The following is a 22,144-nucleotide window of genomic DNA, read 5'->3' as shown; positions in this document are numbered from 1 at the left end:
CGGTAGCGAACTGCGGCATGATCGCGCACGGATTGCCCGGCTACTCCGCGGTGCCCACACTGTTTCCGTTAGCCACCCTGGATCACCGCGCTTGCCTGCCACCGCCACGCCTTCCCGCCTGCAGCGTTACCTGGCCGACCTGGATGTCTGGCATGCGGCTCTGATAAGCATGCTCGCGCTGCTGCTCAGCGGCGGCCTGGTATTCGCGGGGTATCTCGCGCACGTGCTGCGCATGGCCTGGCGCAGCCCGCTGCGCCCGCCCGCGCCGATGGTGGTGCTGGTGTTCGGTCGGCGGCTCGAACGCGATGAGCCCGAGGCCGATTACCGCCATCGGCTCGGTCGCGCGCTGGCGCTGGCACGCGAGGCGCTGGCCGAGCAGTTGCTGCTGCTCGGCGGGATGAGCGGCAGCTCGGTCAGCGAGGCGGCGGCCGGGCATCGCTGGCTGCTGCGCGAGGGATTGCCGCAAGAGGTGGCGGTGCAGCTGGAGCACGAGTCCACCGATTCGCTGGAAAACCTGCGCCAGGCGCGTGGCCTGCTGCGCGGCGCCGATGCCAGTGCGCCACTGCCGCCGGTGGCGCTGGTGACCAGTCGCTATCACCTGGCGCGCTGCCAGCTGCTGGCGCGGCGGCTAGGATTCGCCTGCGTGCCGATCGCCGCCGAACCACGGCTGCAACTCACCCCGCGCGCGCTGCGCCTACTGCTGCTGGAGTCGGCGTACCTGATGTGGATCGACCTGGGCGTGCGCTGGGCCACGCTGATCGGTCACACCCGGATGGCCTCGCGCATCGGCTGAAGGCCACCGCTGCGCTTGTGCCGCATCCTGGGCCGGGGCAGACTCCGCGCGCCGCATTCCGCCGGCGCTTTGACAGGGGAAGTCTCGTGTTCCGATCCCGTTACCTGCTCGTTCTGCTGCTTCCGTTGCTGCTGTTGACCATGGCGTTCCGCCAGTCGCCGCTGGTCGATCCGCCACCGATCAGCGTTCCCTCGGGCCTCAACGCCGTGCAGGTGGGCAAGGCGGTGAAGGCGGCCCTGACCGGCCGTGGCTGGACGGTGACCGGTCAGCAGGACGGCAGCGTCAGCGCCAGCCTCAGTCGCGACGAATGGGTCGCCAAGATCCGCGTGGATTACAGCGTGGAGAAGGTGCAGATCCGCTATGTCGACAGCACCAACCTCAAGTACGAGGTCAAGCGCGACGGCACCCGCCTGATCCACAGCAACTACATGGGCTGGATGAAATTCCTGTCAGGCTATATCGGCCGCAATCTCGAGTTTATCTCCGCCACCGCAATTTGTTGCCGGCGCCCCGCGCCGACGCACCGCAGCGTCGGCGCGGGGGTGCTTGCTAAGCTTGGCGGCCCTTTTCCGCAGCCGATCACCGATGAGCCAGCAAGCCGACCAGGCCGAATCCTTCCTGCGCGAACTGCAGGACCGCATCTGCAGCGCCGTCGAGCAAGCCGATGGCGGCGCGCGTTTCGTCGAGGACGCGTGGACGCGCGAGGCCGGCGGCGGTGGCCGCACCCGGGTGCTGCGCGAGGGCGCGGTGTTCGAACAGGCCGGGGTGAATTTCTCCCGCGTCTCGGGCCACACGCTGCCACCGAGCGCCACCGCACACCGGCCGGAGCTGGCTGGCGGCAGCTTCGTCGCTACCGGCGTGTCGCTGGTGCTGCATCCGCGCAACCCGCACGTGCCGACCACCCACGCCAACGTGCGCTACTTCGAGGCGAGCAAGGAGGGCGTGGAGCCGGTGTGGTGGTTCGGCGGCGGCTTCGACCTCACCCCGTTCTATCCGGTGGACGAGGACGTGGTGCATTGGCATCGCGTGGCGCACGATCTCTGCGCGCCGTTCGGTGACGACATCTACACCCGCTACAAGCGCTGGTGTGACGAGTATTTCTACCTGAAGCACCGTGGCGAGACGCGCGGTGTGGGTGGCCTGTTCTACGACGATCTCAACGAGGGCGGCTTTGAGCGCTGCTTCGCACTGACGCAGGCGGTGGGGCAGGGCTTCCTCGATGCCTACCTGCCGATCGTCGAGCGCCGTCGGGACACGCCTTACGGCGAGCGCGAGCGCGAGTTCCAGCTTTACCGGCGCGGCCGCTACGTGGAGTTCAACCTGGTGTGGGATCGCGGCACGCTGTTCGGGCTGCAGTCGGGTGGGCGCACCGAGTCGATCCTGATGAGCCTGCCGCCGCGCGTGCGTTTCGAATACGGCTATACGCCCGAGCCTGGCAGCGCCGAGGCGCGCCTGGCCGAGTATCTGGTGCCGCGCGACTGGCTGTAGGAGCGCACCCTGTGCACGACGCTCTTGGTCACGTGACCGAGAGCCTTCGCGTACAGGGCGCGCTCCTAAGGGTGGCTACGGGGTGTCGCCGTGGAACGTGATCGGCGTGGCGCCCTTCACCGGACCGATCTGCGCGCTGTCGCTGACCTCGAGCACCACTTCGCGACGAAACTCCAGCGTGCCCTGCACCACAGCGTGCGGCCCGATCACCACGTGCGGCGGCCGCTGCTGACCCCAGTGGAACCAGCCGCCGGGCTTGTCCACCAGGATGCCGCCCTCGACCCGCGAGTTGGCGCCGACGGTGATGTCTCCGCCCACCGTGCCCAGTCCGCCGGCCACGTGCGCGGCGTCGAGCGTGATCGCCCCGTTGACGTTGGAGGCGCGACCGCCGATCTCGGCGCCCCGGTCGAGCCGGATGCCGCCGTTCACGGCCTCCACCTTGCCGCTGACGCGGGCGCCCTCGCCCAGCGACACGGCGCCGTTCACCGTGCCGATCTCGCGGGCCTGCGCCTTGTCGCCCAGTTCCACCGCGCCGTTGACCGTGCTCGCCTTGCGTACGCTGGCGCCGTCTTCCACATGCACCGCGCCGTTGACGGTGCTGGCATCGCCCACCTGCTGGCCGGCTTCGACATGGACCGAGCCGTTGACCTTGTCGATGTCGTCCTGCGCGGCGGCGGCCAATGGGTGGATGGCGAGGATCAGAGCGAAAGCGAGCACGGTGCGGCGCATGGGAATCTCCTTGGCATGGCGTGGCGGCGGACGCATCGGCGGCCGGCCGCGAGGGACACAACGCCACCATAGATGCGGCCGGGACGGCGACGGTTTACGTGACCTCCGGCACGGTGCGATTTGACGCCCGGCCCGGCGCCATTCACCATTTTCGCTTTCCTCCTGCGCTGCCATCCCATGCACAAGCTCGTCCTGATCCGCCACGGCCAGTCCCAGTGGAACCTCGACAACCGCTTCAGCGGTTGGGCCGACATCGACCTCACCGTGCAGGGCATCGCCGAGGCAAAGGAGGCTGGCGCGGCGCTGAAGCAGGCTGGCTACCAGTTCGACGTGGCGCACACCTCGGTGCTCAAGCGCTGCGTGCGCACGCTGTGGGGCGTGCAGGAAGCGCTGGATCAGATGTGGATCCCGGTGCTCACCGACTGGCGCCTCAACGAGCGCCACTACGGCGCACTGACCGGCCTCAACAAGGCCGAGACCGCTGCCAGGTACGGCGAGGATCAGGTGAAGATCTGGCGTCGCAGTTACGACACGCCGCCGCCGCCGCTGGAGCGCAGCGCCAACGAGGCGTTGCACGATCCGCGCTATGCAGGCCTGGACCCGGCACAGATTCCGGACACCGAATGCCTCAAGGACACCGTCGCCCGCGTGCTGCCGTACTGGCACGAGGTGCTGGCGCCGGCCATTCGCAGCGGCCAGCGCGTGCTGGTGGTGGCGCACGGCAACTCGATGCGCGCGCTGGTGAAGTACCTGGACGGCATTTCCGACGAGGACATCGTCGAGCTCAACATCCCCAACGGCATTCCGCTGGTCTACGAGTTCGACGCAGAGCTCAAGCCGATCCGCCGCGAGTACCTGGGCGATGCCGAGGCGATCGCCGCCAAGATGGCCGCGGTGGCCAACCAGGGCAAGGCGAAGTGACATTTCGGCGGGCCGGGTGACAGCCGTCACCTGCGATGCCTGGCAGCCGGCCCTGCACGGTCGCGCCGAGGGGCGTTAGCCTGACGCCTTCAAACGGAGGGGATTCCACGTCATGACACCGCACCTCGCTTCACTCGCCGTGATGGTTCCGGTCATGGGGCTGCTGGTCTGGCGCCGCGTGCGCAGCCAGTTCGGGCGTCAGCCGATCCGGCGCGGGCGCATGCTGGTCCGTATCGCGATCTTCGCGCTGCTGGGCGTCTTGATGGCGCTGTTCGGCCTGCGGCACCCGCCGCTGCTCGAAGGCTTGCTCGGTGGTGTGGTGGTGGGCATCGTGCTCGGCATGCTGGGCCTGCGCCTCACCCGCTTCGAACGGCGCACGGACGGCGGCGACGGCTACATCCCCAATCCATGGATCGGCGCCGTGCTCACGGCGTTGCTGGTCGGTCGGCTGGCGTGGCGCTTTGCCGTGGTGATGCCGCAGATGACTGCCGTAGAACCCGGCATCTCAGGGGCTCCTGCACTTGGTTACAGCCCGCTCACCATGCTCGTGTTCGGCCTGCTGGTGGGCTATTACGTGGCCTACTTCAGCGGCCTGCTGGTGCATCACCGCCGCTTCGAGCGGGCGCAGGCCGCGCCGGGTGACGGCGCCTAAAGCGCGTCGTTGTCCAGTTCGCCGGTACGGATGCGGATCACCTGATCCAATGGGCTGACGAAGATCTTGCCGTCGCCGATCTTGCCGGTGCGGGCGGCGTTCTGGATCGCGTCCACCACGCGTTCGAGCTGATCGTCGGCCACCGCCACTTCCAGCTTGATCTTGGGCAGGAAGTCCACCACGTATTCCGCGCCGCGATAGAGCTCGGTGTGCCCCTTCTGCCGGCCAAAGCCCTTCACCTCGGTCACCGTGATGCCCTGCACGCCGGCCTCGGCCAGCGCTTCGCGCACATCGTCCAGTTTGAACGGCTTGATGACCGCCGATACCAGCTTCATGGGGGCTCCTCGTCGTGGACGTCGGCTGATGGCCGACGTGGAACCGGCATTTTGCGCTGTCGCGGCTTCGCTGTCGCCTCGCCCCCCTCGTGTAGGACAATTCCTACAACCCATGGCGGAGCCCACCGATGGCGGTCACAAAGCGCGTTTATCTAAACTTCAGTTCGACGAGTTCGAGGTGCTATCCATGATGGATAGGCAGGATATCGATCAACTTGCCCTGCGACTTGTTTCGTTGGTGCCGCCAGGATTGGCTCAAGCGCATCAGGATTTGCGAACCAACTTTCACGATGTCCTGGCGCACGGATTGCGCCGCCTTGATCTGGTCACCCGCGAAGAGTTCGATGTCCAGACACAGCTTTTGGCGCGTACTCGCGCCAGGGTTGATGAGCTGGAAAAGCGCATCGCCGATCTGGAGACGATGGCCGCTGCTCGCGGTTCCTAAGCTGTAGACCGTCTCCCGGGAGCCGCCCCCGACCTGTCACCTCACCCCGAGAATGGTCGGGGGCGGTTATTTTTGCCCCATTGACCGGAGCTGCTGCATGAGTGCGTTTCTCCGCGGCCGTCTCCCCATCGGCTGCCCGCCCCGTCCATGAGCCTGGCCGTCACGCTCAGCCGCGCTCAGGAAGGGGTGACCGCGCCGCAGGTGATGGTGGAAGTTCACCTGTCCGGCGGCCTGCCCGGCACCAATATCGTCGGCTTGCCCGAGGCGGCCGTGCGCGAGGCGCGCGATCGCGTCCGCGTGGCTATCCAGAACACCGCTTTCAGTTATCCGGACCGCAAGGTCACGGTGAATCTGGCTCCGGCCGAGCTGCCCAAGGACGGCGGCCGATTCGACTTGGCCATTGCGCTGGGCATCCTGGCTGCAGGTGGTCAGGTGCCGCGAGAAAAGCTCGACGACTGCGAATTCCTCGGTGAGCTGGCGCTGTCCGGCGCCATCCGTGGCGTTTCCGGCGTGCTGCCGGCGCTGCTGCGCGCGCGCGCGCGCGGGCGTCGCGTAGTCGTGCCAAGGGCGAACGCAGCGGAGGCTGCCCTGGTGTCGGACGTCGACGTGCTGGTGGCCGACAGCCTCGCTGAAGTCTGCGGCTGGTTGCACAATGCCTCGCCGCTCGCGGCGCCCGGGCGTTGCAGCGAGGGCGAGGCGCGATCGTTCCCGGACATGAGCGACGTACGCGGCCAACTGCAGGCGCGTCGCGCCCTCGAGATTGCCGCCGTCGGCGGCCACCACCTGCTGATGGTCGGGCCGCCGGGCACCGGCAAGACCATGCTGGCCGAGCGCCTGCCGGGCATCCTGCCGCCGCTGAGCGAGGCCGAGGCGCTGGAAACCTGCGCGGTGCTCTCGGTGACCGGGCAGCCGGTCGATCCGGCGCAGTGGCGCCATCGGCCGTTCCGTGCCCCGCACCACACCGCCTCCGCGGTGGCCCTGGTTGGCGGCGGCTCCTATCCGCGACCGGGGGAAATCTCGCTGGCGCACAATGGCGTGTTGTTCCTCGACGAGCTGCCCGAATTCAGCCGCCACGTGCTCGACGTGCTGCGTGAACCGTTGGAATCGGGACAGATCATGATCTCCCGCGCCGCGCGACAGTCCAGTTTCCCGGCCCAGTTCCAGCTGGTGGCGGCGATGAATCCCTGCCCCTGCGGCTATGCCGGCGACCCCCGCCAGCGTTGCCAATGCACGCCGGACCAGATGCAGCGCTACCGCGCGCGCATCTCCGGGCCACTGCTCGACCGTATCGACCTCAGCGCGGAAGTGCCGCGCGTGCCGCTGGCCGAGCTGGGCGCGCCGCGCAGCGAGCATGACGAGGATTCGGCCACGGTCCGGCGGCGAGTGATCCGCGCCCGCGATTACGCCTTGCAGCGGGCGGGGCGCCCCAACGCCGAAATCAGCACCCGCGAGCTCGAGCGCGACTGCGCGCTCGGACCGGCCGAGCGGCGCTGGTTCGAGGCCGCGCTCGAGCGTCTTGGCCTGTCTGCCCGCGCCTATCACCGCACCTTGCGGGTTGCGCGCACCATCGCTGACCTGGACGGCGGCGCAGGCCTGCTGGACCGCGCCCATCTGGCTGAGGCCCTGCAATATCGGCGGTTCTGAGGCCCTGCGACATTTTGTGTACCGATCAGTATTGACTTGCCCGCGCCGGCCGGTATTATCTGCACCCGTCGGTTCGCAAATGTCCCGACCCCGCGCCCCGGCATCGGCTCCCCCTCCCTCCCTCCGATGCCGGGGCCACCTTTTCCCCCGTTTCACCATGTTGCGCGTCCCGGCATCCCCGGCTGGACGCGCCTTCGTGCGCGTGCTCCGATGGCCTGCGAACCTCGTACCCGGAGCATGCATGCATCTTGAGCTTGGACTCCTGCTGACCGCCCTGCTTGGCATCGGGTTCGCGTCGCAGTGGCTGGCTTGGCGGGTGAAGTTGCCGGCGATCCTGTTCCTGCTGATCGCCGGGATCGCGCTGGGGCCGGTCACCGGGCTGGTGCAGCCGGATCGCCTGTTGGGCCCGCTGCTGTTTCCCATGGTGTCGCTGTCGGTGGCGTTGATCCTGTTCGAGGGCAGCCTGAGCCTGCGGTTCGGCGAGTTGCGCGAGATCGGCCGGGCGGTGCGCGGCCTGGTGAGCTACGGCGCGGTGGCCGGCCTGTTGATGTTGGCGGCGGCGGCGCATCTGCTGGCCGGCCTGACCTGGGACGTGGCGCTGCTGTTCGGTGCGCTCACCTGCGTCACCGGGCCGACGGTGATCGCGCCGATGCTGCGCACGCTGCGGCCGAATGCCCGCATCGCCAACACCCTGCGCTGGGAAGGGATCGTGATCGATCCGCTCGGTGCGCTGTTCGCCGTGTTGATCTACGAGGCGATCGTCTCGCGCCAGCAGGGGCATACGATTGGCGTCTTCGTCGGCACCATCCTCTGTGGTGCGCTGGCCGGGGCGGTGGCGGCGTGGGTGCTGGCCAGCCTGCTGCGGCGGCAGATGATTCCCGAGTACCTGCAGAACTTCGGCACCCTGGCGGCGGTGCTGCTGACCTTCAGCCTGTCGAACGCGGTGGCCCACGAGTCGGGCCTGCTCGCCGTCACTGTCATGGGCATCGCGCTGGGCAACATGCGCGGCGTGCACGTGGACGACATTCTCGACTTCAAGGAGCACCTCACCACGCTGCTGGTGTCGAGCCTGTTCATCCTGCTCGCGGCGCGCCTGGCGTGGCCTTTGCCGCCCGGCATGCTGATGGCGGGTATCGGGATCCTGCTGGTATCGCAACTGCTGATCCGCCCCTTGACGGTGGCGCTGGCCACCGCCGGCAGTTCTCTCACCTGGCGTGAGCGTGCGCTGATTGCCTGGGTGGCGCCGCGCGGCATCGTGGCGGCGGCGGTCTCGGCGCTGTTCGCGCTGCGGCTCAGTGCGCTGGGACTGGCCGGAGCGGAGGCGCTGGTCCCGCTGGTGTTCATCCTGATCATCGGTACCGTGGTGCTGCAGAGCGCGACGGCGCGCCCGCTGGCGCGCTGGCTGAAGGTGGCCGAGCCGGAGCCGCGCGGCGTGCTGGTGTTCGGCTCGGGCACGGTGCCGCGCGCGGTGGCCAAGGCGCTGCATGACGCGGGGATTCCCGTGCTGCTCGCCGATGATGACTGGGACGGTATCCGCCTAGCGCGCATGGACGGTCTGCCGACCTTCTTCGGCAATCCGGCTTCAAACCATGCCGAGCGACACCTCGACCTCACCGGCATTGGCCGCCTGCTGGCGATGTCCACTCATCGCGAGCGCAACTCGCTGGCGTGCCTGCACTACCGCGAGGAATTCGGTCGCGGAAGAGTCTATCGGCTGCGCAACCTGGGACCGGAGCAGACCACCGACCGCGCCGCGCTGGCCGACAGCCTGCTGGCGCCGCCGTTGTTCGACGAGGCGATGACCCACGGCCGCTTCGCCGATCTGCTCGCGCAGGGCTGGCGAATCAAGTCCACCCGCCTCACGGCCACCTTCGACTGGCCGCACTTCATCGAACAGTACGGCTCGCCTTCGATCCTGCTGTTCGGCGTGGAAGAGAAGGGCGCGCTGCGGGTGGCGTCGACCAAGCGCGAGCTGGAACCGCGGCCGGGTTGGCTGGTGATCGCGCTGGTGCCGCCGCCGCGGGACGAGCCACGCTCCTGAGTCCGGCCTCGAGACGCGGTTAGGATCGACGAACAATGTCCGCACGGTCCGCGATGTAGGACCGCACCGCCGACCGCGCCTGCAAGGGCGTGATGTCGCGACATCACGCCCCCGCCGATCACGCCGCCGCGTGATGGAACTGCGCTTCCTCGGTCGAACCCGTCAACGCCGTGGTCGAGGATTGGCCCTGCTGGATCGCCTGGGTCACCTGGTCGAAGTAGCCGGTGCCGACCTCGCGCTGGTGCTTCACCGCGGTGAACCCGCGCTCGGCGGCGGCGAACTCCTTCTCCTGCAGCTCGACGAAGGCGCTCATCTGGCAGCGTGCGTAGCCGTGGGCCAGATCGAACATGCCGTAGTTGAGGCTGTGGAAGCCGGCCAGCGTGATGAACTGGAACTTGTAGCCCATCGCACCCAGCTCCTTCTGGAACTTGGCGATGGTGGCGTCGTCCAGGTTCTTCCTCCAGTTGAAGCTGGGCGAGCAGTTGTAGGCCAGCAGCTTGCCGGGGAACTTCGCATGGATCGCGTCGGCAAACTTGCGTGCATCCTCGAGGTTCGGCTTGCTGGTTTCGCACCAGATCAGGTCGGCGTACGGCGCGTAGGCGAGGCCGCGGCTGATCGCCTGGTCCAGGCCCGGCTTGACGCGGAAGAAGCCTTCGACGGTGCGCTCGCCGGTGATGAACGGCTGGTCGTTCGGGTCGATGTCCGAGGTGAGCAGGTCGGCGGCGTCCGCATCGGTGCGCGCGACGATCAGCGTCGGCACGCCCATCACGTCGGCAGCCAGCCGCGCGGCGTTGAGCTTGTCGACCGCCTCGCGGGTCGGCACCAGCACCTTGCCGCCCATGTGGCCGCACTTCTTCACCGAGGCGAGCTGGTCCTCGAAATGCACGCCGGCGGCGCCGGCCTCGATCATCGCCTTCATCAGCTCGAATGCGTTGAGCACGCCGCCGAAGCCGGCCTCGGCATCGGCCACGATCGGCACCAGCCAGTCGGTGCTGTCGTTACCCTCGGCGTGGTGCAGCTGGTCCGCGCGCAGCAGCGTGTTGTTGATCCGCTTGACCACCAGCGGCACCGAGTTGGCCGGGTACAGCGACTGATCCGGGTACATCTCGCCGGCCACGTTGGCATCGGCGGCGACCTGCCAGCCCGAGAGATAGATCGCCTGCAGCCCGGCCTTCACCTGCTGCATCGCCTGGTTGCCGGTGAGCGCACCCAGCGCATTGACGAAATCCTCCTTGTGCAGCGACTTCCACAACCGCTCGGCACCGTGCCTGGCCAGCGTGTGCTCGACGCCGACGGTGCCCCGCAGGCGCACCACGTCCTCGGCGCTGTAGTTGCGCTGGATCCCGTTCCAGCGAGGATTGTTGCTCCACTCCAAGGTGAGCTGGTCGGCGGTGGGCAGGATGTTCTTCATGATTCGGCTCCGTGGAAACGCAAAGGCGTTAGCGTGGGGCGCAGCTCAGGCGAGCTGCTGGTAGGCGGGCAGGGTGAGGAAGTCGGCGAGCTGGTCGTCGTGGGTGAGTGCCGACAGCAGGGCAGCGGCGGCATCGGCCTTGGCCGCACCGGGGTGCAGGCTGTCGCGCAACTTGTGTGTGTGGGCGGCCAGTGCTTGGTCGAACAGCGCGAAGTCGATCGGCGCGTGGTCGGTGAACTCCACGCCGCCGTGGTGCAGCCACTGCCACAGCTGGGCGCGGGCGATCTCGGCGGTGGCGGCGTCCTCCATCAGGTGATGGATCGGCACGCAGCCCAGCCCGTCGAGCCATGCGGCGGTGTAGCGCAGCGCCACTTCCACGTTGTTGTCGAAGCCGGCGCGGCTGATCGAGCCGGCGCACGGAGCGAGCAGTTGCTCGCGTGTCACGCAGACGTCCTCGCGCAGCCGCTCGAGCTGGTTCGGCGCGGGCATGTGTTCGTCGAAGATCGCCTGCGCCACCGGTACCAGCGCCGGGTGCGCCACCCAGGTGCCGTCGTGGCCGGCCTGCACCTCGCGCAGCTTGTCGGCGCGCACCTTGGCCATCGCCGCCTCGTTGGCGGACTCGTCGCCCTTGATCGGAATCTGCGCGGCCATGCCGCCCATCGCGAAGGCGCCGCGGCGATGGCAGGTCTGGATCAAGAGCTCCGAATACGCCTTCAGGAACGGCACCGTCATCTGCACCTGGCCGCGCTCGGGCAGCAGCCGGTCGCGGTGGCCGCGCAGGGTCTTGAGGTAAGAGAAGATGTAGTCCCAGCGGCCGCAGTTGAGGCCCACCGCGCGACGACGCAGCGCGTGCAGGATTTCGTGCATCTGGAACACCGCCGGCAGCGTCTCGATCAGCACGGTGGCCTTCATGCTGCCGACCGGCAGGTCCAGCTCGTTCTCGGCCAGCGACATCACGTCATCCCACAGCGCCGCTTCTTCCATCGCCTCGAGCTTGGGCAGGTAGAAGTACGGGCCGCGTTGCATCGCGTGCAGCAGATGCGCGTTGTGGAAGGCGAACAGGCCGAAGTCGACCAGCGCGCCGGCCATCACTTCGCCGTCCACCAACACATGCCGCTCGGGCAGGTGCCAGCCGCGCGGGCGCACCACCAGCACGGCGGTCTGCTCCGCCAGCTGGTAGCGCTTGCCCTCGGGCGAGGTATAGGCGATCGAGCCATTCGCGGCGTCGCGCAGGTTGATCTGGCCATCGAGCTGGTTGCGGAAGCTCGGCGCCGAGGAATCCTCGAAATCGGCCATGAACACCTTCGCACCGGAGTTCAGCGCATTGATGATCATCTTGCGCTCGACCGGCCCGGTGATCTCCACCCGGCGGTCCTGCAGCGCGGCGGGAATAGGCGCCACACGCCAGTTGCCCTCACGGACGGCGACGGTGTCGGCGCGGAAGTTCGGCAGCGCGCCGGCGTCGTAACGAGCCTGACGATCGCGGCGGGCCTGCAGCAGCTGCTGGCGGCGCGGCTCGGCAAATCGATGCAGGCGCGCCAGAAAACCCAGCGCCTCGGGCGTCAGGATGGCTTCGTAGCCGCGGGTATCGGCCTGGATCCGGACCTGCACGATCGGCAGACGTTGCTGGGGTACGGCCATGGTGTTCGCTCCGCCTCGGGTGGAGCTCCAAACTAGGCCTTCGAAAATAGCTTTGACAAAGCAAATGTTTCAATTTTTGCTATTGTCTAAATCAATGCATAAGACAAAGCTTTGATTTTATGGCCGCTAAAGTCCATCACAATGCTGAAAAAAAGCCGAAGAAAGCCGCACCGAATGTGCTGCGTCGCCGCAAAAGCGTCGCGGGTGCGCCGGCCGATCCAGCGCGGTTCTACTACAAGGGCAGCCGCCAGAAGCAGCTGCGGGCGTTCGTGGCCACGGTGAAACTCGGCACGCTGACGCGCGCCGCCGAGGCGCTGTTCCTGTCCCAGCCATCGGTCAGCCTGCAACTGCAGGCACTGGAGCGGGAGCTGGGGGTGACATTGATGGAGCGCAGTCGCCGCCGCATCAACCTCACCGACGCCGGCGAGGCGCTGTACGAACTGGCGCGCCCGCTGGTGGAGGGCTGGGAAAACCTAGACCGAGACTTCCAGGCCAAGGTGAAGGGCTTGCAGGCCGGCAAGCTGGTGATCGCGGCGGGCACCTCGACCATCCAGTACCTGCTGCCGGAGCTGGTGCGCCGCTACCGCGAGCGCTATCCGGCCGTGCAACTGCAGCTGGCCAACGTCACCGGCAAGGACGGCATGGCCATGCTGCGCGAAGACAAGGCCGACTTCGCCGTGGGCTCCATGCTCGACGTGCCCAACGACATCGCCTGGGCGCCGATCTACCACTACGACCCGATGCTGATCATGCCGCCGGACCACCCGCTGGCGGCCAAGGCCACCGTGACGCTGGAAGACCTCTCGCCCTACGGCCTGATCCTGCCACCGCAGCGGCTGTCCACCTACCGGCTGGTCGACCTGGTGTTCCAGCAGCGCCAGGTGCCGTACCACGTGGCGATCGAGGTGGGCGGCTGGGACGTGATCAAGGAATACGTGGCGATGGGGCTGGGCGTCTCCGTGGTCACCGGCATTTGCATCACCGAGGCCGACCGCTCGCGGCTGGCCGTACGCAACATGAAGCAGTACTTCCCGCAGCGCGCCTACGGGGTGGTGATGCGCAAGGGCAAGTTCCTCAGCACCGAGGCGCGCGCCTTCATCGACCTGATCCGCCCGGGCCTGCTGACCCACCGCGACTACGACGAGTCGGGCCACTCCGAGCGCTGAGCCGCGCCGGGGCGGGCGGCGCCTCAGTCCACGTCGTGATGCTTGCCGCGGTAGCCCATGAACAGCGCTCGGATGCGCGCCATGGCGTCCTCGTCACGCTCGTCCGCGCCCAGGTATACCGGCGCCCCCAACGTGAAACTCTTGCTCGGGTAGTCGATGAAGACCGGCAGGATCGGCACGTGCGCGGCTCGCGCGATGCGCAGAAAGCCGCTCTTCCAGTGCGTCACCCGCTTGCGCGTACCTTCGGGCGTGATGCCCAGCCACATGCGCTCATGCCTGGCGAAGCGCGCGGCCATCTGCTGCACGATGTCGGTGGCGGCGCCGCGATCGATCGGAATCAGCCCGAGCGGACGCAGGATGATGCCGAGCGGGCTGGCCAACACCTCGCGCTTGATCATGATCGAGATGTCGATCCCCAGCCCGACCTTCATCAGCAGGCCCCACACGCCGTCCCAGTTGGTCGAGTGCGGCGCGCCGATCACGATCAACTTGGGCAGGTCGGGAAGCTCGCCCTTGAGCTGCCAGCCGCCCAGCCGCAGCAGGCCGCGGCAAAACCAGGGCCAGAAGCGGTTGCGGATGCGCGGCGCCTGCGGCGGCAGTGGCGGAACCACTCGCTTCACTCGTGCGCTCCCGGCTTGCCGCGGCCCTGCTTGATCTTGCTGCGCTGCTGCTTGCCCGCCAGGCGGCGCTCCTTCGAGGCGCGGGTGGGCTTGGTCGCCACGCGCTTTTTCGGCGGCACCAGCGCGCCGCGGATGATCTCGGCCAGCCGCTCGCGCACGTCGTCGCGATTGCGGCCCTGATCGCGAAAGCGACGGCCCTGGATCACCAGCACGCCGTCGTCGGTGAGGCGGCGGTCGCGTCGGGTCAGCAGGCGCTCTCGCACGGCATCCGGCAGCGACGGTGATCGCGCCACGTCGAAACGCAGTTCCACCGCGCTCTCGGTACGGTTCACATGCTGCCCGCCGGGACCGTCCGCGCGCAGGAAGCGCTCGACCAGCTCGGTGTCGGGAATGGCGAGGGTGCGGCTGATCGTCAACATGGCGCGCAGTGTAGGCGACCGGCGCAGCCCGGCGAAGGCGCACTGCGTCATGCGCATGCGCGCCCAGACGCGCGATCAAAGTCCGTCGATCGACCAGCCGAAACGTGCGAGCAGCGCGTTGAACGCCTCGTCCAGCGGCGCCTCGATCACCAGCGGGGCCCCGCTCACCGGGTGGCGTAGCGTGATGCGCCGCGCGTGGAGCAGCATGCGATGGCAGCCGAAGTACTGCTTGTACAGACGATTGTGGTCGCCGCGGCCGTGCTGGCAGTCGCCGATGATAGGGTGGTGGATGTGCGCCATGTGCTTGCGGATCTGCCGGAAGCGCCCGGTTTCCGGCTCGGCTTCCACCAACGCGTAGCGCTGCTGCGGATAGCGGCCGAGCGCGATCGGCACCTCCACCGTGGCCAGCCGGCGATAGCGCGTGCGCGCCTCGCGCCGCGGACCGGTCTCGCGCGAACCCGGCAGCGGGTAGTCGATCAGCGCTTCGACCGGCTCCGGCCAGCCACGTACCACGGCGAGGTACTGCTTGTGCACATCGCGGCCCATGAACTGTTCGCCCAGCGCGCTGGCCACTTCGCTGGAACGGGCGATCAGCAGCACGCCGCTGGTGGCGCGATCGAGCCGGTGCGCCAGGTACACGTTGCCGCCCACCTGCTCGCGCAGCAGGTCGATCAGGAATTCCTCCGCGTTGCCGACCATCTTCGAGCGGTGCACGGCCAGGCCCGCGGGCTTGTTCACCGCAATCAGCGCGTCGTCCTGGTGGAGTATCTCGATCATGCAATCCATGGTGTTGCCGTAGGAGCCCGCTCGCGGGCGATGCTCTCGGCTTTGATGTGCATCCGAACCGAACGAGCATCGCCCGCGAGCGGGCTCCTACACGGAGGTCAGCGGCGGCGGGGCCAGGTGATAGCGAAGGCGAGCAATCCGGCAGCGCCTGCGACCAGCGGTGGCCACACGCCTTGCTTCGGCGCCAGCGTCCACAGCAAGGTGGCCACGATCAGCAGGCTGCCGCCGAGCAGCGCGCCGCCGAGCACGCGCTGCTGGCGTCGGGCCAGCTCCACCTGCTGCAGCAGGGCCAGCGGATCGCTCACGTTGCGCACTTCGCCACGGGCGGCCTGCTTGAGCGCATCGCGTACCAGCTCGGGCAGCTGCGGTGCCGCGTGGATCCATTCGGGCAGCCGCTTGCGCGTTTCCTTCAGCGTGCGGCGCACGCTGTAGCGCTCGCGCAAAATGCGTTCGAGCACCGGATGCGCCACCGCCCAGATGTCGATGTCCGGATCAAGCATGCGCCCGACGCCCTCGATGTTGAGCAGGGTCTTCTGCAGCAGGATCAGTTGCGGCTGCAGCGTGAGCTCGAACTTCTGCGCGGTGCGGAACAGCTTCACCACCAGCTCGGCCAGCGAGATCTGCGACAGCGGGCGGGTGAAGTACGGCTCGCACACCGTGCGCACCGCAGCAGCCAGCTCGTCCACGCGCAGATGCGGCGGCATCCAGCCCGCGTCGATGTGCAGCTGGGCGATGCGCTGGTAGTCGCGCTCGAACAGCGCGATGAAGTTCTGCGCCAGCCAGTACTGGTCGGCCTCCGGCAGCGAACCCATGATGCCGAAATCCAGCGCGATGAAGCGCGGATCGTCCTTGCGCGCAAGATCCACCCAGACGTTGCCCGGGTGCGCGTCGGCGTGGAAGAAATTGTCGCGGAACACCTGCTCGTAGAACACCCGCACGCCCTTCACGGCGAGCGCCTTGCGATCGATGCCGGCCGCGTCGATCGCCGCCACGTCGTCGCAGCTCACGCCGTATACGCGCTCGAGCGTGAGCACACCCTCGGTGGTGTAGTCCCACTCCACCGCGGGCACGTACATGTCCACGCCGCTGGCGAAGTTACGCTTGAGCAGGCTGGCACTGGCGCCTTCGCGCTGCAGGTCGAGCTCGTTCTCGAGCATCTTCTCGACCTCGGCCACCACTTCCAGCGGGCGGATCTTGTCGGCGTTCGGATGCCAGCGATCCACCAGTTCGCCGAGCGAGCGCAGCAGCGCCACGTCGTTGGCGATGCGCCGGGCGATGCCCGGGCGCAGCACCTTGACCACCACTTCGCGGCCGTCGTGCAGCGTGGCGGCATGCACCTGGGCGATCGAGGCGGAGGCCAGCGCAACCTCGTCGAAGCGGGCGAACAGCGTGGTCACCGGCTGCTTCAGTTCGCGCTCGACGATCGCGCGCGCCTCGGCGCCGGGGAACGGCGGCACCTGGTCCTGCAGCAGGGCGAGTTCGTCGGCGATGTCGGCGGGGATCAGGTCGCGACGGGTGGAGAGCACCTGGCCGGCCTTGACGAAGATCGGCCCCAGCTCGGTCATCGCGCCGCGCAGGCGGGCGCCGCGCGCGAGCGTGTCGACATCGGGGCGCGGCGTGCCGAAGAACGGGCGCACCAGCTTGAGCGGGCGAAACAGGTGCGCGGTCTCGACGATCTCGTCCAACCGCCACGCCAGCAGCACCGAAGCGACCCGCAGCAGGCGCGGAAACACCGTGAGCGACCTCATGCGCCACGGCCCTGCAGGCGCTGCTGCAAGCGGGCCAGTCGCGCTTCCAGGCGTTCGCTGCGCTCGCGCAAGGCGTCCACGCCGTCGAGGAAGCCGTCCACTTCACCCGGTCCCATCACCAGCTGGGCTTCGTCACGCACCCAGTCGGCGCCGTCTTCGGTGAGGTGGGTGGCGGTGTCCTTCGCATGGGCGAGCCCCGCGCGGATCGCGCGCGCCAGCGGCACGCCAAGCACGTCGCCGAAGGTGCGCGCAAACGCCTCCTCAAAATCGGGCGCGAAGGTGCTGGCCAGCTTCTCCAGCCGGCGCGCGAGATCGGCGTCACCGGCGATCTCCACCTTGCCCGGCGCCACGCCGTCATCGCCGCGGCGCAGCAGCATGCCGAGCAGGCTGCCCGGCGAGGCGGCCACGCGCAGCTGGCTGTCGTGGGCCGGCGGCCCTACCCGCAGCTGGCCCTGTTCCACCGTCACCGCCAGCGCGAGCTCCGGTCCGCGCAGGTGCAGCTGTACGCGCCGGCCATCGAGCGCACCGAGCTTGTGCTGGGTGTCCGGATCGAGCGAGAGCGTGTGGTTGAGTGCGCTTTCCAGCGCACGGCCGGCGAGCTTGCGCAGCGGCTGCGGCAGCCAGGCATTGGGAGTGGAGGCGGTCATCCGGCGATTGTAGCGGTCGCGACCCGAGCCCCGGCAGCCACGCGCGACAAAGCTTCCGCCACCGGCTGGGTAGGAGCCCGCGCGCGGGCGATGCTTTTCGCGTTGGCTGGGGATCAAAGCCCAGAGCATCGCCCGCGAGCGGGCCCCTACCCTCGGGGTGAGGGCTTCGGGCGCGGCCTTCCGCGGCGAGGCCGCATGCAGGGCGCGGGTCTACGGCAGTGCCACGGCGCCCTCGAAACCGAACTGACGCCACGCCTCGTACACCGCGATCGCCACGGTGTTGGACAGATTGAGGCTGCGGCTGTCCGGGCGCATGGGCAGGCGCAGGCGCTGCGGCGCGGGGATCGCGTCGAGCACGTCGCCGGGCAGCCCGGCGGTTTCGCAGCCGAACAGCAGGGCGTCGCCGCGCTGGAACGCGGCATCCACGTGGGCCACCCGACCACGGGTGGAGAAAGCGAATACGCGCGGGTGGCCGATCGCGTCGAGGCAGGCGTCGAGGCTGTCGTGCACGGCCAGCGCCGCGTATTCGTGGTAGTCCAGGCCGGCGCGGCGCAGCCGCGCGTCGTCGAGTTCGAAACCCAGCGGCCGGATCAGGTGCAGCGCGGCGCCGGTGTTGGCGCACAGGCGGATCACGTTGCCGGTGTTGGGCGGGATTTCGGGGCGGAACAGGATGACGTGGAGCATCCGGCGATTATCGCCGCGAACGCACGGCGCTGTCGTCCAGATCAGTTCAGCGCGATCAGGCCAGCGAGATCAGATCAGCGCGATCAGCTGGCCTGGCGCGGGCACACCACGCCATCGGGCGGCAGGGCGCAACCGGTCGCCGGCATCAGCATGCCGACCACCGGGGCGGCGCTGCTGCCGGCCAGGCGCACGGCGGGCGGGGTCTGTACCAGCATGGCGCCGACGATCAGGCCGCAGACGGTGAGGCAGGCAACGAACAGGCCGCGCAGCAGAAGCGATTCGAGTTTCATGGGGTGTCTCCTTTCAATGACCGGGCGAAGGTGTCCGTGCCGCTACTCTCGCAAGGGCCGTGCCAGCGCGGCAGTCGCAGATAAACCATTGATGCGCTGACATTTGTCATGGCGTGCCGGCGGCGCATCGACTGTCCGCGGACAGCGCCCGTCCGGCAGCGGACAACGCAGCGGACACGCTGTCCCACCCCTGCCATTCGTCATTTGCAGCGCCCGGGCGCGCGCCGCTACCGTCGGCCGGTTACCCGTGAGAAGGAGTTTCACCGTGTCGAAGAAACCGCTTGCCCTGCTCATCGCCGGCCTGCTCACCCTGGGCGCCGGCGGCCTGTCCACGGCGGTCGCCGCCGACAGCACGCCGACCGCCGCGGCGATGGCGCAGTCCATCCCGAACCTGGCCTACCAGCGCTTCACCCTGCCCAACGGGCTCACCGTGGTGGTGCACGAGGACCACAAGGCGCCCGTCGTCGCCGTGAGCATCTGGTACCACGTGGGCTCGTCCTACGAGCCGAAGGGCAAGACTGGCTTCGCCCACCTGTTCGAGCACCTGATGTTCCAGGGCTCGGAGAACCACGCCGACGAATACTTCAAGCCGTTCGAGCTGGCCGGCGCCACCGACCAGAACGGCACCACCTGGCTGGACCGCACCAACTACTTCGAAACCGTGCCGACCACCGCGCTGGACATGGCGCTGTGGATGGAGTCCGACCGCATGGGCCACCTGCTCGGCGCGATCGGCCAGCCGCAGCTGGACGAACAGCGCGGCGTGGTGCAGAACGAGAAGCGCCAGGGCGAGAACCAGCCTTATGGCCGCGTCGGCGAGCTGATCCAGGCTGAGGCGTTCCCGGCCAACCATCCCTACCACCACGACACCATCGGCTCGATGGCCGACTTGAACGCCGCCTCGCTGGGCGACGTGAAGCAGTGGTTCCGCGACTACTACGGCGCAGCCAACACGGTGCTGGTGTTGTCCGGCGACATCACCGTGGCGCAGGCCAAGGAAAAGGCGCTGAAGTACTTCGGCGACATCGCCGCCGGCCCGCAGGTACCGCGCCCGCAGCCGTGGGTGGCACCGCGCAGCCAGTCCACCCGCGGCACGATGACCGACAACGTGGCGCAGACGCGCATCTACCGCGAGTGGAACGTGCCCTCGCGCACCAGCGACGACCTCACCCGCCTGAGCCTGGCCGCGGCCGTGCTCGGCGGCGGCAAGACCTCGCGGCTGTACCAGCGCCTGGTCTATCAGGACAAGCTCGCCGACGACGTGTCGGTGGACATCGAGCAGCACGTGCTGGCCAGCCTGTTCCAGCTGCAGGTGGACGTGAAGAAGGGTGTCGACCCGGCCAAGGTGGAAGCGGCGGTCGCCGACGAGTGGCAGAAATTCCTCAAGGAAGGCCCCACGGCCGACGAGCTGGCCCGCGTGAAGACCGAGGTGCGCGCCTCGTTCGTGCGCGGCCTGGAGCGGGTCAACACGCAGGCCTCGATCCTCGCCGAGGGCCAGCTGTATTCGAACGATCCGGGCCAGTACCTGAAGGACTTCAAGGTGCTGATGGCGGCCACGCCGGCCAGCGTCAAGGCAGTGGCCGACCAGTGGATCGCCAAGGGCGACTACACGCTCACCGTGGTGCCGGGCAAGGTCGAGAACACCGACATGGCCACCGTGGCCGGCCGGCCGGCCGAGCCGGGTGCGCCCAAGCCGGTGCTCAGCGCCAAGGGCGACTACCGCACGGTGAAGAGCGACGTCGATCGCAGCAAAGGCGTGCCGGTGGTCGACCGCTTCCCCGATCTCACCTTCCCGGCGATCCAGCGCGGCAAGCTCGCCAACGGCATCGAGGTGGTGCTGGCCGAACGCCACGCCGTACCGGCGGTGCAGGTGCAGCTGATGTTCAACGCCGGCTTCGCCGCCGACCAGGGACGCAAGCTGGGCACCTCGAGCTTCACCATGGCGATGCTCGATGAGGGCACCAAGCGTCTCGATTCGGTGCAGATCGCCAAGACCGAGCAGCGCCTGGGCGCCGAGATCGGCAGCGGCTGCGGGCTGGACGCCTGCAACGTGTCGCTCAACGCGCTGGATGATCAGCTCAAGCCCTCGCTGGCGCTGTTTGGCGACATCGTGCGCAACCCGGCGTTCCGCGATGCCGACGTGGCGCGCGTGCGCGGCCAGTGGCTGGCGCGTATCGCACAGGAGAAGAGCCAGCCGGTGGGCATCGCGCTGCGCACGCTGCCGCCGTTGCTGTACGGCGAAGGCAACGCGTACGCCATTCCGTTCACCGGCTCGGGCACCGAGGCCTCGATCAGCTCGCTCACCACGCAGGACATGCGCCAGTTCATGGGCGACTTCATCCGCCCGGACAACGTGAAGATCCTGGTGGCCGGCGACACCACGCTGGCCAAGATCATCCCCGAGCTCAACGCGGTGTTCGGCGACTGGAAGGCCAGCGGCAAGGTGCCCGCCAAGCTGCTGGCCAAGGTCGCGCCACCGGCGAACCCGCGGGTGTACCTGGTCAACCGGCCGGGCGCGCAGCAGAGCCTGATCCTGGCCGGCATCGTGGCGCCGTCCACCGAGGCGCCGAACAACCTGCCGATCCAGACCATGAACGGCGCCTTCGGCGGCACCTTCACCTCGCGGCTCAACATGAACCTGCGCGAGAACAAGCACTGGGCCTACGGCGCCTTCAGCTTCCTGCAGAACGCCCAGGGCCAGCGCCCGTTCCTGCTGTACGCGCCGGTGCAGACCGACAAGACCGCCGAGTCGGTAGCCGAGATGCTCAAGGAGGCCAAGGGCGTGGTCGGCGACAAGCCGCTCTCCGCCCAGGAGATCAGCAAGATCAAGGACGGCGACGTGCGCTCCATGCCGGGCAGCTACCAGACCACCAGCGCGGTGATGGGTGCGCTGCAGGGCATCGTGCTGTACCACCGCCCCGACGACTACGTGCAGACCCTCAAGGCGCGCACCGAAGCGCAGACCGATGCCGAGGTCAATGCCGCGGCCAAGGAGATCATCCGCCCGAACCAGCTCACCTGGGTGATCGTGGGTGACCTGTCCAAGATCGAGCAGCCGCTGAAGAAGCTCGACCTGGGCGCGATGCAGGTGCTCGACGCCGACGGCAAGCCGGTGGCGCCCGCCAAGTAAGCCACCGTTGGGAAACGCCGCGGCCTTCCCGCGGTACGATGAGGGGCCAGGCGGGCGACTGCCCGGCCCCTCATGCCATCCAGCCCATCCATTGCGGAGTCCCCCATGCGCAAGACCCTGTTGCTCGTCCCCGTCGTGCTGCTCAGCGCCTGTTCGTGGGGGATCAAGCTGGACGACGCCGGCAAGGCCGTGCGTACCGCCTGGAGTGGCGACGTGTCGCAGTGCCAGGAGCTGGGCAAGGTCACCGTGTCGGTGATGGATCGCATGGGCCCGGTCGACCGCAACCAGATCAAGGTGCGCGACGAGCTGGAAGTGATGGCGCGTAACGAGGCGGCGAAGATGAATGCCGACACGATCAAGCCGCTGGCCGAGCCGACCGACGGCTCGCAGCCGTGGGGCGCCTACCGCTGCGGCAGCCAGCGTCTGCCCGCCAGCGGTACGGTAGCGCCGGCCAGCAGCGGCAGCAGCGCGCCCGCCACGGTGCCGGCGGCCGGCTTCCAGTCCTACCCGATCAAGGGCGGCTGAGGTCCGGGTTCACTCCACCGCAAAAGCTT

At 68.4% G+C, this 22,144-nt stretch carries 21 protein-coding genes; 10 read left to right on the top strand and 11 right to left on the bottom strand.

Annotation, left to right across the window (positions count from 1 at the left end; genetic code table 11):
- The first annotated feature begins 91 nt into the window (after positions 1-91).
- Positions 92-793 (top strand): YdcF family protein, encoded by a 702-nt coding sequence (locus ACTHJF_RS16650; RefSeq protein ID WP_440268095.1) that lies wholly within the window; start codon positions 92-94, stop codon positions 791-793.
- Between the two features lie 585 nt (positions 794-1,378).
- A complete protein-coding gene (gene hemF / locus ACTHJF_RS16645) occupies positions 1,379-2,281 on the top strand; it encodes an oxygen-dependent coproporphyrinogen oxidase (protein ID WP_440268094.1) in 903 nt (300 codons plus the stop codon).
- Positions 2,282-2,356: 75 nt separating this feature from the next.
- Here the strand turns inward: hemF and ACTHJF_RS16640 are convergent, their stop codons facing one another.
- On the bottom strand, positions 2,357-3,010 hold the full coding sequence (locus ACTHJF_RS16640) for a hypothetical protein (RefSeq protein WP_440268093.1): 654 nt from the start codon (positions 3,008-3,010) through the stop codon (positions 2,357-2,359).
- Positions 3,011-3,187: 177 nt separating this feature from the next.
- Between ACTHJF_RS16640 and gpmA the strand changes: the two genes are divergently transcribed.
- Together gpmA and ACTHJF_RS16630 are read left to right on the top strand one after the other, a co-directional pair.
- The gene (gpmA, locus tag ACTHJF_RS16635; protein WP_440268092.1) at positions 3,188-3,931 is read left to right on the top strand and encodes a 2,3-diphosphoglycerate-dependent phosphoglycerate mutase; all 744 of its coding nucleotides are present in this window, start codon (positions 3,188-3,190) and stop codon (positions 3,929-3,931) included.
- A 112-nt stretch (positions 3,932-4,043) separates the two neighbouring features.
- Positions 4,044-4,583 carry a CcdC protein domain-containing protein gene (locus tag ACTHJF_RS16630; protein WP_440268090.1) on the top strand — a complete coding sequence of 180 codons (540 nt, stop codon included), beginning with the start codon at positions 4,044-4,046 and terminating at the stop codon, positions 4,581-4,583.
- Here ACTHJF_RS16630 and glnK read toward each other — a convergent pair.
- On the bottom strand, positions 4,580-4,918 hold the full coding sequence (glnK, locus tag ACTHJF_RS16625; protein ID WP_431634821.1) for a P-II family nitrogen regulator: 339 nt from the start codon (positions 4,916-4,918) through the stop codon (positions 4,580-4,582). The two genes, ACTHJF_RS16630 and glnK, sit on opposite strands and share 4 nt — an antisense overlap.
- A 187-nt stretch (positions 4,919-5,105) precedes the next feature.
- Here glnK and ACTHJF_RS16620 point away from each other — a divergent pair, with 187 nt between their 5' ends.
- The 3 genes from ACTHJF_RS16620 to ACTHJF_RS16610 all read left to right on the top strand — a co-directional run bounded on the left by ACTHJF_RS16620 (position 5,106) and on the right by ACTHJF_RS16610 (position 9,048).
- A complete protein-coding gene (locus tag ACTHJF_RS16620) occupies positions 5,106-5,363 on the top strand; it encodes an accessory factor UbiK family protein (protein ID WP_440268171.1) in 258 nt (85 codons plus the stop codon).
- 147 nt (positions 5,364-5,510) lie between these two features.
- Positions 5,511-7,007: a YifB family Mg chelatase-like AAA ATPase gene (locus ACTHJF_RS16615; protein ID WP_440268089.1), complete on the top strand. Its 1,497-nt coding sequence runs from the start codon at positions 5,511-5,513 to the stop codon at positions 7,005-7,007.
- A gap of 241 nt (positions 7,008-7,248) precedes the next feature.
- Entirely contained in the window at positions 7,249-9,048 is a 1,800-nt protein-coding gene (locus ACTHJF_RS16610; protein ID WP_440268088.1) for a cation:proton antiporter, read from the top strand.
- Between the two features lie 118 nt (positions 9,049-9,166).
- On the opposite strand, the gene aceA is transcribed toward ACTHJF_RS16610, so the two are convergent.
- Together aceA and aceB are read right to left on the bottom strand one after the other, a co-directional pair.
- Positions 9,167-10,459: an isocitrate lyase gene (gene aceA, locus ACTHJF_RS16605; RefSeq protein WP_440268087.1), complete on the bottom strand. Its 1,293-nt coding sequence runs from the start codon at positions 10,457-10,459 to the stop codon at positions 9,167-9,169.
- Positions 10,460-10,504: 45 nt separating this feature from the next.
- On the bottom strand, positions 10,505-12,100 hold the full coding sequence (gene aceB, locus ACTHJF_RS16600; RefSeq protein WP_440268086.1) for a malate synthase A: 1,596 nt from the start codon (positions 12,098-12,100) through the stop codon (positions 10,505-10,507).
- A 119-nt stretch (positions 12,101-12,219) separates the two neighbouring features.
- On the opposite strand from aceB, the gene ACTHJF_RS16595 reads away from it, so the two are divergent.
- Positions 12,220-13,266 (top strand): LysR family transcriptional regulator, encoded by a 1,047-nt coding sequence (locus ACTHJF_RS16595; RefSeq protein ID WP_440268085.1) that lies wholly within the window; start codon positions 12,220-12,222, stop codon positions 13,264-13,266.
- 23 nt (positions 13,267-13,289) lie between these two features.
- On the opposite strand, the gene ACTHJF_RS16590 is transcribed toward ACTHJF_RS16595, so the two are convergent.
- From ACTHJF_RS16590 to ACTHJF_RS16560, 7 genes are all read right to left on the bottom strand, one after another.
- On the bottom strand, positions 13,290-13,886 hold the full coding sequence (locus tag ACTHJF_RS16590) for a 1-acyl-sn-glycerol-3-phosphate acyltransferase (protein WP_440268084.1): 597 nt from the start codon (positions 13,884-13,886) through the stop codon (positions 13,290-13,292).
- On the bottom strand, positions 13,883-14,305 hold the full coding sequence (arfB, locus tag ACTHJF_RS16585) for an alternative ribosome rescue aminoacyl-tRNA hydrolase ArfB (RefSeq protein ID WP_440268083.1): 423 nt from the start codon (positions 14,303-14,305) through the stop codon (positions 13,883-13,885). Before arfB ends, ACTHJF_RS16590 begins: the two co-directional genes overlap by 4 nt.
- A 75-nt stretch (positions 14,306-14,380) precedes the next feature.
- Positions 14,381-15,082, bottom strand: coding sequence for a pseudouridine synthase (locus ACTHJF_RS16580; protein WP_440268082.1), 702 nt, complete (start codon positions 15,080-15,082; stop codon positions 14,381-14,383).
- Between the two features lie 107 nt (positions 15,083-15,189).
- On the bottom strand, positions 15,190-16,839 hold the full coding sequence (ubiB, locus tag ACTHJF_RS16575; protein ID WP_440268081.1) for a ubiquinone biosynthesis regulatory protein kinase UbiB: 1,650 nt from the start codon (positions 16,837-16,839) through the stop codon (positions 15,190-15,192).
- Positions 16,836-17,486: a ubiquinone biosynthesis accessory factor UbiJ gene (locus tag ACTHJF_RS16570; RefSeq protein WP_440268079.1), complete on the bottom strand. Its 651-nt coding sequence runs from the start codon at positions 17,484-17,486 to the stop codon at positions 16,836-16,838. Before ACTHJF_RS16570 ends, ubiB begins: the two co-directional genes overlap by 4 nt.
- Before the next feature lie 210 nt (positions 17,487-17,696).
- On the bottom strand, positions 17,697-18,170 hold the full coding sequence (trmL, locus tag ACTHJF_RS16565; protein WP_440268078.1) for a tRNA (uridine(34)/cytosine(34)/5-carboxymethylaminomethyluridine(34)-2'-O)-methyltransferase TrmL: 474 nt from the start codon (positions 18,168-18,170) through the stop codon (positions 17,697-17,699).
- A gap of 83 nt (positions 18,171-18,253) precedes the next feature.
- Positions 18,254-18,460 (bottom strand): hypothetical protein, encoded by a 207-nt coding sequence (locus tag ACTHJF_RS16560; protein WP_431634804.1) that lies wholly within the window; start codon positions 18,458-18,460, stop codon positions 18,254-18,256.
- Between the two features lie 265 nt (positions 18,461-18,725).
- Between ACTHJF_RS16560 and ACTHJF_RS16555 the strand changes: the two genes are divergently transcribed.
- Complete coding sequence (locus tag ACTHJF_RS16555) at positions 18,726-21,590, top strand: M16 family metallopeptidase (RefSeq protein ID WP_440268077.1); 2,865 nt, start codon at positions 18,726-18,728, stop codon at positions 21,588-21,590.
- Positions 21,591-21,695: 105 nt separating this feature from the next.
- On the top strand, positions 21,696-22,115 hold the full coding sequence (locus tag ACTHJF_RS16550; RefSeq protein ID WP_440268076.1) for a DUF4156 domain-containing protein: 420 nt from the start codon (positions 21,696-21,698) through the stop codon (positions 22,113-22,115).
- Positions 22,116-22,144 lie beyond the last annotated feature (29 nt).

It is taken from the genome of Dyella sp., assembly GCF_051962475.1.
In the GTDB taxonomy this organism is placed as follows: Bacteria; Pseudomonadota; Gammaproteobacteria; order Xanthomonadales; family Rhodanobacteraceae; genus Dyella_A.
Note: the sequence above shows the minus strand (reverse complement) of the source record. Positions and strands in the feature narration are given on the sequence as shown.

What these genes read in the sequence shown, in the direction of transcription:
- hemF (WP_440268094.1), top strand. Translation starts at nt 1,379, where the DNA reads ATGAGCCAGCAAGCCGACCAGGCCGAATCCTTCCTGCGCGAACTGCAG.
- ACTHJF_RS16640 (WP_440268093.1), bottom strand. Translation starts at nt 3,010, where the DNA reads ATGCGCCGCACCGTGCTCGCTTTCGCTCTGATCCTCGCCATCCACCCA.
- gpmA (WP_440268092.1), top strand. Translation starts at nt 3,188, where the DNA reads ATGCACAAGCTCGTCCTGATCCGCCACGGCCAGTCCCAGTGGAACCTC.
- ACTHJF_RS16630 (WP_440268090.1), top strand. Translation starts at nt 4,044, where the DNA reads ATGACACCGCACCTCGCTTCACTCGCCGTGATGGTTCCGGTCATGGGG.
- glnK (WP_431634821.1), bottom strand. Translation starts at nt 4,918, where the DNA reads ATGAAGCTGGTATCGGCGGTCATCAAGCCGTTCAAACTGGACGATGTG.
- ACTHJF_RS16620 (WP_440268171.1), top strand. Translation starts at nt 5,106, where the DNA reads ATGATGGATAGGCAGGATATCGATCAACTTGCCCTGCGACTTGTTTCG.
- ACTHJF_RS16615 (WP_440268089.1), top strand. Translation starts at nt 5,511, where the DNA reads ATGAGCCTGGCCGTCACGCTCAGCCGCGCTCAGGAAGGGGTGACCGCG.
- ACTHJF_RS16610 (WP_440268088.1), top strand. Translation starts at nt 7,249, where the DNA reads ATGCATCTTGAGCTTGGACTCCTGCTGACCGCCCTGCTTGGCATCGGG.
- aceA (WP_440268087.1), bottom strand. Translation starts at nt 10,459, where the DNA reads ATGAAGAACATCCTGCCCACCGCCGACCAGCTCACCTTGGAGTGGAGC.
- aceB (WP_440268086.1), bottom strand. Translation starts at nt 12,100, where the DNA reads ATGGCCGTACCCCAGCAACGTCTGCCGATCGTGCAGGTCCGGATCCAG.
- ACTHJF_RS16595 (WP_440268085.1), top strand. Translation starts at nt 12,220, where the DNA reads ATGGCCGCTAAAGTCCATCACAATGCTGAAAAAAAGCCGAAGAAAGCC.
- arfB (WP_440268083.1), bottom strand. Translation starts at nt 14,305, where the DNA reads ATGTTGACGATCAGCCGCACCCTCGCCATTCCCGACACCGAGCTGGTC.
- ACTHJF_RS16580 (WP_440268082.1), bottom strand. Translation starts at nt 15,082, where the DNA reads ATGATCGAGATACTCCACCAGGACGACGCGCTGATTGCGGTGAACAAG.
- ubiB (WP_440268081.1), bottom strand. Translation starts at nt 16,839, where the DNA reads ATGAGGTCGCTCACGGTGTTTCCGCGCCTGCTGCGGGTCGCTTCGGTG.
- ACTHJF_RS16570 (WP_440268079.1), bottom strand. Translation starts at nt 17,486, where the DNA reads ATGACCGCCTCCACTCCCAATGCCTGGCTGCCGCAGCCGCTGCGCAAG.
- trmL (WP_440268078.1), bottom strand. Translation starts at nt 18,170, where the DNA reads ATGCTCCACGTCATCCTGTTCCGCCCCGAAATCCCGCCCAACACCGGC.
- ACTHJF_RS16560 (WP_431634804.1), bottom strand. Translation starts at nt 18,460, where the DNA reads ATGAAACTCGAATCGCTTCTGCTGCGCGGCCTGTTCGTTGCCTGCCTC.
- ACTHJF_RS16550 (WP_440268076.1), top strand. Translation starts at nt 21,696, where the DNA reads ATGCGCAAGACCCTGTTGCTCGTCCCCGTCGTGCTGCTCAGCGCCTGT.